Genomic DNA, 8,353 nt, shown 5'->3' with positions numbered 1-8,353 from the left:
TTCTTATACAGTTGGGATGGCATTAAGCGGTTTATTTGTTTATTGGGTAGGAACGACGGGGGCATTTATTTTGGATGCTGGATTATTTATCATAGTATTGATTTTGGTTTTAACTCTCCGTATGAATATAGAATTATCGATAAAACAAGATCACTTCATGATAATGATGAAAGAAGCGTTGAGCTATATTCGTAGCAATCCTCTTGTATTACATTTGATGATTTTACATGCAGTGGTGGGATTGACTGCGTTTGATGCACTTGTGGCATTGGCTGCAAAACATTTTTATGCTCAGATTGTTGCCGTTTCATTGGGAATCGGTTTGATTAACGCGGCACGAGCAGTTGGTCTTGTAATTGGTCCGATGGTGCTTGGACGCTGGGTTACTAACTCTCGATTGGGATGGTTATTATTTGCTGAAGCACTTAGCCTCGCATTATGGGCATTGGTGATTGAAAATTTTTATCTTTCGTTAATCGCTTCCATTGGGGTTGGATTTGTGACAACGACATTATGGTCGTATACGTATACGTTATTACAACACCATACTCATCGTGATTTTTATGGCAGGGTGATTGCGTATAATGACATGATATTTTTAGGAGTTGGGGCATCGGTATCCCTTCTAATCGGCTATTTAGCTCAAAAAGGAGTTGCATTGGGGATTATTACGTTGATATTGGGAAGTGTATTTGCGATAGCGATACTCTATTATCATTGGATTCGACGGATGTTTTTACTCAAGGAGATAGGATGAAAAATGAAATTTGGTTTGAAGCGGGTGATAAAAAGATCGATTTGACAAAGTTGACCAGGTTGTATCCTGCGGTAGTGATTCATGCTGCAGGTGAATCAGCCTCAGTGTCTTTGGAATGGGCAGAGATGAAAGCAGATCATATACAAATAGAAACATATATTCTTGTGTGTGATTTTGACCCGATTGGGTCTCCGCCTCTTAATCGTATTGAACTTTGTTATTCAACCAAGGAAGCATTGTTTCTTGCTATGCAAGAGATTAGAGAGCAGTTTATATGTTAAATAAAAAGGGTTAATTACGTTGTTCATCTTTAATCATATTGCTATATTGCTCTTCAATAATTTTAAGACGGTTTCGATCAGGCATTTTACGGGAGGCAATGTATCCGATTACACTTCCTTCCTCATCTAATTTAGGGACAATATGGACAACAACCCAATAAAATTTTCCATCTTTTCGAAGGTTTTTAACGTATCCCTCCCAAATTTTCCCACTTTGGATGATTTTCCACATCCCTTCAAATGCTACTTTTGGCATATCTGGATGCCGAAGTAAACTGTGAGGTTGTCCCACTGCTTCTACAGGACTATAGCCTGTCATCTCTGTAAATTTGCGGTTAACATAGGTTATGATACCTTTGGTATCAGTTTCAGAAATCAAGCTGCGTCCGTCAAATAAAACTTCTTCGTTTACCGGTATTGGGCGTTTCATTAAAAAATATCCTAAGCCTAGATTCATAACTATTAAGTGTGTGATTATAACCCGATTCTTACTAAAATAAAAGTAAAATGTTTATTTTTACACCTTATAGATATAATCCTTTTATGAATCCAAAGTAAACTCGGTACAACGTATGATTACAGAACCTCAAGCAGCTATATTTATTGATTATCATACTCAAGGGTATTCTATCGGATTAGCGATGATGGAACCTTACGGATTAGGTGGATGGTTCAGTGAAATTTTATACGATACATCCCACCCTTACGGTGCGATTGACCGTTTATTGCATTTTCTGTTTATAACTGATTCTAGACGGCTTATTATCGGGGCGTCTTCTCGCAAAATATTTGATGAAATTGTGACCAATTTTACGATGTTTGATTACCGCTATGAAGATAAAATATTTGATTCTTCAGAGCAAAATGCATTGTTTAAAGAAGTTTTTTCACTGCATACTCTTTTAAGCCCTCTTGAACATTTAAGTTTGGAGCGTAAACCGCTGAGTGCTCAGGCACTAAGTTTATTGGTATATACGTTTCGGAGAGAAGAAAATCTAGTATTGTCTCTTCCAAAACTTTTGGATATGACACAGTTAATGGAGCTTGGCAACAATGCGTTAGAACAACTTGAGATGATCTCTTCCAATCCCCGATTGGTTAGCATTGCAAAACTTTTTTTGAATATGTCGACCCCTATGGGGAAACGGCTTGGACGATTTCGCCTCTTTTTGCCTCTTAAAGAGGGTAGAGAACTAAATCGCCGTTTTGAGTGGATTGAAATAGTGAATCCCCATAGTGTATGGTTTCGTCAAAAATTGCAAAATTTGGGAGATATTGAATTTCTTTGGTGGCAGATCCGAAATCGTGTTCACGCAGTATATGATGATTTTCGCAATGCTATCGGTATCGTAATGGAAATTCAACGTTTTTGTATTCAGCATAAACTTCGTAGAATTTCCCCTTCGATAACCTTGTTAGATGGATGGGACGTTGAATTTCAAAACAATGGGTTCCAACGTCAATGGCTCGAAGAACAACTCCCTTTTATGCGTGAGACGATTGATTGGATCGCACAAATTGATGTTGCGGTGACATCAGCTCTAAATGCGCAACAATATGGATTGACTCGACCGGTGATTGTCGAATCGCTTAACGGTAATTTTTTACAAATCTCTCATTTACGTCATTTATTGGTTGAATCTCAAGGGGTAGAATATATTCCTAATGATATTGTGATGGGAAATCGTGATTATCTCGATTTGCCTTATCCCGATACGGTTATGCTAGACTCAAAAGTTCATGATGGAGCCAATATTCGGGGAGTATTACTCTATGGAATCAACTCCAGCGGGAAATCGTCATTGATGAAAAGCATCGGTATCGCTGTGACTTTGGCACAAGCCGGCTTTTTTGTTCCGGCTAAGGCGATGAAATTTTCGCTGTTTGATGGGGTTTATACCCGTATCCAATCACGGGATAATGTGGCAAAATCGCTCTCCACTTTCGGAGTAGAGATGTTGGAACTCAATACGATTTTTAGCCGAGCAACATCTCGTTCACTTGTTTTGGGAGATGAGATCAGTCATGGTACTGAAACTCTCTCTGCGGTTGCTATTGTTGCGAGCACGATTATGGAACTCAATACCAAAGGGTGTTTGTTTTTGATGACGACCCACTTGCATCAGCTCTCTATGATTAGTGAACTCAGCCGTTTGCGTGAAGTGGTACATCTGCATCTAAGTGTCCGTTATGATGAAAGCAGTGATCGTTTGGTTTATGATCGAATCCTAAAATCTGGGCGGGGAAGCAGTGTCTATGGATTGGAGTTCGCCGAATCACTCCATATGAACCCAAACTTTTTATACAATGCGAAACGATTACGTGAAAATTTGGCAAAAGAGTATGATGTATTGGAACTGGGAAATCAAAAAGAGTACATTAAACGCTACCGTGAGGTAGTTGCTTCAGAATGTGTGATTTGTGGAGCACTCGTACGAAACCTCCAAAAAAGTCCTGTTTCAAAAGAGCATCACCATCTTATAGCTTTATGTGAAACCCACTCTCGCCAAATTTCACAAGGCAAAATCAAACTCAGAGGTTTTATAATGACGCCCCAAGGTTTACGTCTGGAATATGAGACGCAATTAAAAGAGGATTAACATTGAATATTATTGAGTTATTTAAACAGCTTTTGGAATCGCCGAGTGTTACCCCCGAAGATGGGGGAATATTTGATTTTCTCGAAGATTATTTGGAGGGGTTTACCACTATTCGTATTGATCGTGAAGGGGTAAAAAACCTCTTTGCTTATCGTCGCTTCGGAGAGGGAAAACATCTTTGTTTTGCCGGTCACGTCGATGTCGTCCCCGCAGGGGAGGGGTGGAACAGCGATCCGTTTGTAGCAACTGAGAGTGAGGGATACATCTATGCTCGCGGTGCACAGGATATGAAAAGCGGTGTGGCGGCTTTTACCCAAGCACTTAAAGAAGCGGACGGTTTCAACGGCACGCTTTCGATGTTATTGACCTCCGATGAAGAGGGGCCGGCAAAATACGGGACGGTTGAGGTATTAGCCTATCTCAAAGAGCATAATCTTCTCCCCGATGCCGTGGTCGTGGCTGAACCCACATGTGAAGAGAGATTCGGGGATGCAATCAAAGTAGGGCGTCGCGGTTCGATCAACGGTGTAATCGAAATCATGGGTAAACAAGGACATGCGGCGTATCCTGAAAAAGCGATGAATCCCGTCCATCAACTTGCCCCTGTATTATCCAACATTGCGGGTGCTTTTTTAGATGAGGGAGATGAGTATTTTGCCCCGAGCCAGATCGTGATTACCGATATCCGCGCAGGAATCGAGACGACCAATGTCTCGCCGGGTAAGCTGAAAATGATGTTTAATGTCCGTAACTCCACCCGCACCGATAAAGAGAAAATAGACTCTTTTATTGCTTCACAGATGAAAGGGCTGGAATACACGTTGACATTGGAACAATCAGCCTTTCCGTTTGTGACCGATGCGAATACGGGGATTGTTCGTACGTTATCGGATACGATTCTAGAGGTATGTAAGGTTACTCCGAAAAATTCGACGGCGGGGGGAACCTCAGATGCCCGTTTTGTTGCCGCATATGGGATTGATGTGATTGAATTCGGTGTCATCAATGACACGATACATGCCCCCAATGAGCGGACATCGATTGCCGAAGTCGAAAATCTTTATACTGTTTTTACAAAGTTGATTCATAATTTTCGGTAGAATTTCATTTTTCAAAGAAGGGTTAAAATGAAAAAAATAATTTTGTTGGCACTGTTAACAGCCACTCTTATAGGTGCTGATATCACATGGCAGGAGACATTTGCTCACGCGCAAGCCAAAGCAAAAAAAGAATCCAAACCGATGTTGGTGATTATTACGACAGAACAATGCCGATGGTGCCGTAAATTTGAAGCTACAACGTTATCGGATGATGAGATAATTTCAAAAATTAATACACAGTTTGTCCCGCTCCACGTAACGCGTGATAAAAGTGTTTATCCTAAAACATTGAGTGCAAAAATGGTCCCTATGAGCTATTTTTTAGATGAAAGTGGGAAAGTGCTCTATTCGATGCCGGGATATTGGCCCGTTGATGATTATCAATCGATTTTGGATGATGCGCTTCGTAAAGCAAAAAAATAAAGGAAATTAAAGATGATCAAAAATGTACAAACTCCCAATGCTCCCGCAGCTATCGGACCGTATTCTCAAGCGATGATTGCAAACGGTATGGTATTTACCTCCGGTCAAATCGCACTTACTCCAGCAGGTGAAATGGTTGATGGGGATGTGAGCGCGCAATGCACTCAAGTGATCTCAAATCTCAAAGCCGTTTTGGAAGCAGCGGGGAGTTCATTTGATAAAGTGATTAAAACAACGATCTTTTTGGCGGATATGGATGATTTCGCGGCTGTTAATGCGATTTACGGCGAAGCATTCGGGAATCACAAGCCCTCACGCTCTACCGTTGCTGTGAAAACATTGCCGAAAAATGCACTTGTTGAGATTGATGCTATCGCTTTAATTTAAAAAGTGCTTTTATCAAGAATTCTTGAAAGATTTTTTTGTTAAAATAATCACAATAATAAATTGTAAAAGAGATATGTAATGATTCGAAAATGCCTCTTCCCCGCTGCCGGATACGGCACCCGATTCCTCCCGATGACCAAAGCGATCCCAAAAGAGATGCTTCCTATCCTCACCAAGCCTTTGATTCAGTACGGTGTCGAAGAGGCGATGGGCGCGGGGATGAATACCATGGCAATGATCACTGGACGGGGAAAACAGGCAATTGCTAATCATTTTGATGTGAGTTATGAATTAGAGCATCAGATTCAGGGGACAGAAAAAGAAAAAATGCTTGCCGATATTCGTGATATCATCGATAATTGTACCTTCTCCTATACCCGACAAGCCTTTATGGGGGGATTAGGTCATGCAATCCTCACCGGAGAGACGTTGATCGGAAATGAGCCATTTGCCGTAGTTTTAGCGGATGATTTGTGTATTAATGATGATGACGGTGTTTTATCTCAGATGGTCAAGCTCTACAATGAATATCAGTGCAGTATTGTTGCGATTGAAGAGATTGATCCATCACAAACAAATAAATATGGTATTGTCTCCGGGGTTGAAATTACAGATGGGGTCTATCGTGTTGATACGATGATCGAAAAGCCCTTGCCTGCTGATGCTCCGAGTAACCTCGCTATCATCGGACGCTATATCCTCACTCCCGATATTTTTGATATCCTCAGCCAAACAGCACCGGGAAAAGGGGGAGAGATTCAGATTACCGATGCATTGATGACGCAAGCACGTATGGGTAATGTTATTGCTTACAAATTCCGTGGTAAACGTTACGACTGTGGCAGTATTGACGGATATGTGCAAGCAACGGTAGCCTTGTATGAAAAAAGTAAATAAAGACAAACGCCATCGATTGGTGGCAAAAATGCTATCTATATTTTGCGAATAAGGCATTCTATCTAGCATGAACTATCACCAAAATATAATCTCTCAAATAATTCTACTGTGTATGGCAACAACATTATTGGGTGCAACTCCTTATGATCAAATTTTCGAGCGGGCAGGGGGAGATTTTGGGATCGATTCTATTTTGTTGAAACGGATTGCGACTATTGAGAGCAGTATGAACCCTCGTGCTATCAATAAAAATACCAATGGTACGATTGATATCGGTTTAATGCAAATAAACTCGATGCATCTTTCACGCCTATCACGTATCGGTGTGACAAAAGAGTCATTGATGGATCCTGAAGTGAATATTTACGTTGCAGCATTACTTCTCAGTTCGCACATACGTAAACGAGGATATAATCTCGATGCTATAGGGAGATATCATTCGGCTAACCCAGTGCATAAGGCAGTTTGGCTTAAACGTTTATCATTGGTAAATGTACCTCAAGGCAGTATTGTATCTAAGGTGGATAATTTAGGTATTCAAGAAGATGCTAGAAGCCGTTTTGCCCAAATACAGCTCTCTAAACGGATTGATGAAAAACTTGCACAGGGTATAACTCCAAAAATGGCATGGAGTCAAGCTAAAGCTGAAGTAGATCGATTGATGGGATACTCGAATGGATCGTAAAAAATCACCAGTACAAAGGAGTGGAAACTCGATGAAATATACAAAACTGATAGGGTGGATTGCCGTAGTGGCTCTCTCGCTTTCGGCTGCCGATAACGCTGCAATCGTTCAAGCGATTAAAGCGAATCCGGCTCTTCTTGATTCACCGCAGGCTAAAGCGATGATCCAAAATACTAAAACTCCACCTCTTTCAACTACGGTTACTGCAAAAACAGAAATTCCGATGAATGATGTTAGTCAAGAAAAATATACAGAAGAAAATGCTTCCAAAATAGATGAAAATGCTTCTCTCGTCACTCTTCAAAACAAAGCTGATCTCGATTCTCTTTATCGATCTCCATTGAGTATTGAAAAAAATGATGATTATAGTAAGCGTTTGATTGCGCGCCAAATCAAGGAAAGACCAAAAGAGCTCAAGCGTTACGGTATTGAGTTTTTCAGCAATAAAAACGGAATGGATCTTGCATCGCTGCCAGTTCCTGAAAACTATAAATTGGTTCCTAAAGATATCTTGAGTGTTGTTCTATATGGTCCTAAAACGGATAATATGAGTTTGACGATTGATAAAGACGGAAGTATTGTTATCCCCTCTTTTGGACCTTTGCAGATAGCTGGACTTTCGTTTAGCGAAGCGAAAAAAACGATATCCGATGCGCTAATGGCTGCTTTCCCTAATGTAGGAGTAACAGTGAATATTACACAATTTTCTTCTATTCAGGTGACATTAGCCGGTGAAGTTGCGGTTCCGGGAATTTACAATATTAGTTCATTTTCGACGGTCAAAGAAGCACTCATTGCCGCAGGCGGTCTCTCTAAATATGGTTCGATGCGAAGTGTTATGATTAAGCGTCAGGGACGTATTTATGCAACGATTGATCTTTATACTATCATCCGAGGAGCAGGACGAAGCGATCCGTTACTTCGAGCAGGGGATGTTATCGTAGTACCGATTATGGGTAAAAATGTCATTATCGACGGTGATGTCAAACGACCGGCAATTTATGAAGCTAAACCTAACACAACCATCGCTAATCTCATAGCTTATGCTGGGGGGATACAAGCCAGTGCAAGTAAAAATGATATCCGCATTACCCGCTATGAAGCTCATCAGGGGATGAAAGTTTTTAATGTTTCTCTTAGTGAATCGGAAAAGATTTTCGCTATGGATCAAGATAAGGTATATATTCATAATTTGGACAAAAGTAATCTTCGTGGAATTACTC

Annotated in this window: 10 protein-coding genes; 9 read left to right on the top strand and 1 reads right to left on the bottom strand. The window is 40.7% G+C overall.

From position 1 onward, the window contains the following. The coding region (locus WA010_RS10570) for an MFS transporter (protein WP_422557078.1) at nucleotides 1-757 on the top strand (757 nt) is incomplete at its 5' end. Next, complete coding sequence (locus WA010_RS10565; RefSeq protein ID WP_422557077.1) at nucleotides 754-1,038, top strand: hypothetical protein; 285 nt, start codon at nucleotides 754-756, stop codon at nucleotides 1,036-1,038. The genes WA010_RS10570 and WA010_RS10565, both read left to right, overlap by 4 nt. Before the next feature lie 10 nt (nucleotides 1,039-1,048). Here WA010_RS10565 and WA010_RS10560 read toward each other — a convergent pair whose 3' ends face one another. Beyond that, entirely contained in the window at nucleotides 1,049-1,468 is a 420-nt protein-coding gene (locus WA010_RS10560; protein ID WP_422557076.1) for a PAS domain-containing protein, read from the bottom strand. Nucleotides 1,469-1,610: 142 nt separating this feature from the next. On the opposite strand from WA010_RS10560, the gene WA010_RS10555 reads away from it, so the two are divergent. The 7 genes from WA010_RS10555 to WA010_RS10525 form a co-directional block, all read left to right on the top strand. Then, the gene (locus tag WA010_RS10555) at nucleotides 1,611-3,638 is read left to right on the top strand and encodes a MutS-related protein (protein ID WP_422557075.1); all 2,028 of its coding nucleotides are present in this window, start codon (nucleotides 1,611-1,613) and stop codon (nucleotides 3,636-3,638) included. A gap of 2 nt (nucleotides 3,639-3,640) precedes the next feature. Continuing rightward, complete coding sequence (dapE, locus tag WA010_RS10550; protein ID WP_422557074.1) at nucleotides 3,641-4,738, top strand: succinyl-diaminopimelate desuccinylase; 1,098 nt, start codon at nucleotides 3,641-3,643, stop codon at nucleotides 4,736-4,738. 27 nt (nucleotides 4,739-4,765) lie between these two features. Next, nucleotides 4,766-5,161, top strand: coding sequence for a thioredoxin family protein (locus WA010_RS10545; RefSeq protein WP_422557073.1), 396 nt, complete (start codon nucleotides 4,766-4,768; stop codon nucleotides 5,159-5,161). Nucleotides 5,162-5,176: 15 nt separating this feature from the next. Then, a complete protein-coding gene (locus tag WA010_RS10540) occupies nucleotides 5,177-5,548 on the top strand; it encodes a RidA family protein (protein ID WP_422557079.1) in 372 nt (123 codons plus the stop codon). A gap of 78 nt (nucleotides 5,549-5,626) precedes the next feature. Next, nucleotides 5,627-6,445 carry a UTP--glucose-1-phosphate uridylyltransferase GalU gene (galU, locus tag WA010_RS10535; RefSeq protein WP_422557072.1) on the top strand — a complete coding sequence of 273 codons (819 nt, stop codon included), beginning with the start codon at nucleotides 5,627-5,629 and terminating at the stop codon, nucleotides 6,443-6,445. A gap of 67 nt (nucleotides 6,446-6,512) precedes the next feature. Continuing rightward, a complete protein-coding gene (locus WA010_RS10530) occupies nucleotides 6,513-7,130 on the top strand; it encodes a lytic transglycosylase domain-containing protein (RefSeq protein WP_422557071.1) in 618 nt (205 codons plus the stop codon). Nucleotides 7,131-7,161: 31 nt separating this feature from the next. Continuing rightward, nucleotides 7,162-8,353, top strand: a 1,192-nt coding sequence (locus WA010_RS10525; protein WP_422557070.1) for an SLBB domain-containing protein, incomplete at its 3' end; no start/stop codon positions are given.

The sequence above is a fragment of the Sulfuricurvum sp. genome, from assembly GCF_049305995.1.
Lineage (GTDB): Bacteria > Campylobacterota > Campylobacteria > Campylobacterales > Sulfurimonadaceae > Sulfuricurvum.
The sequence above is the reverse complement of the archived record's forward strand: the minus strand, read 5'-3'. Positions and strand labels throughout refer to the sequence as shown.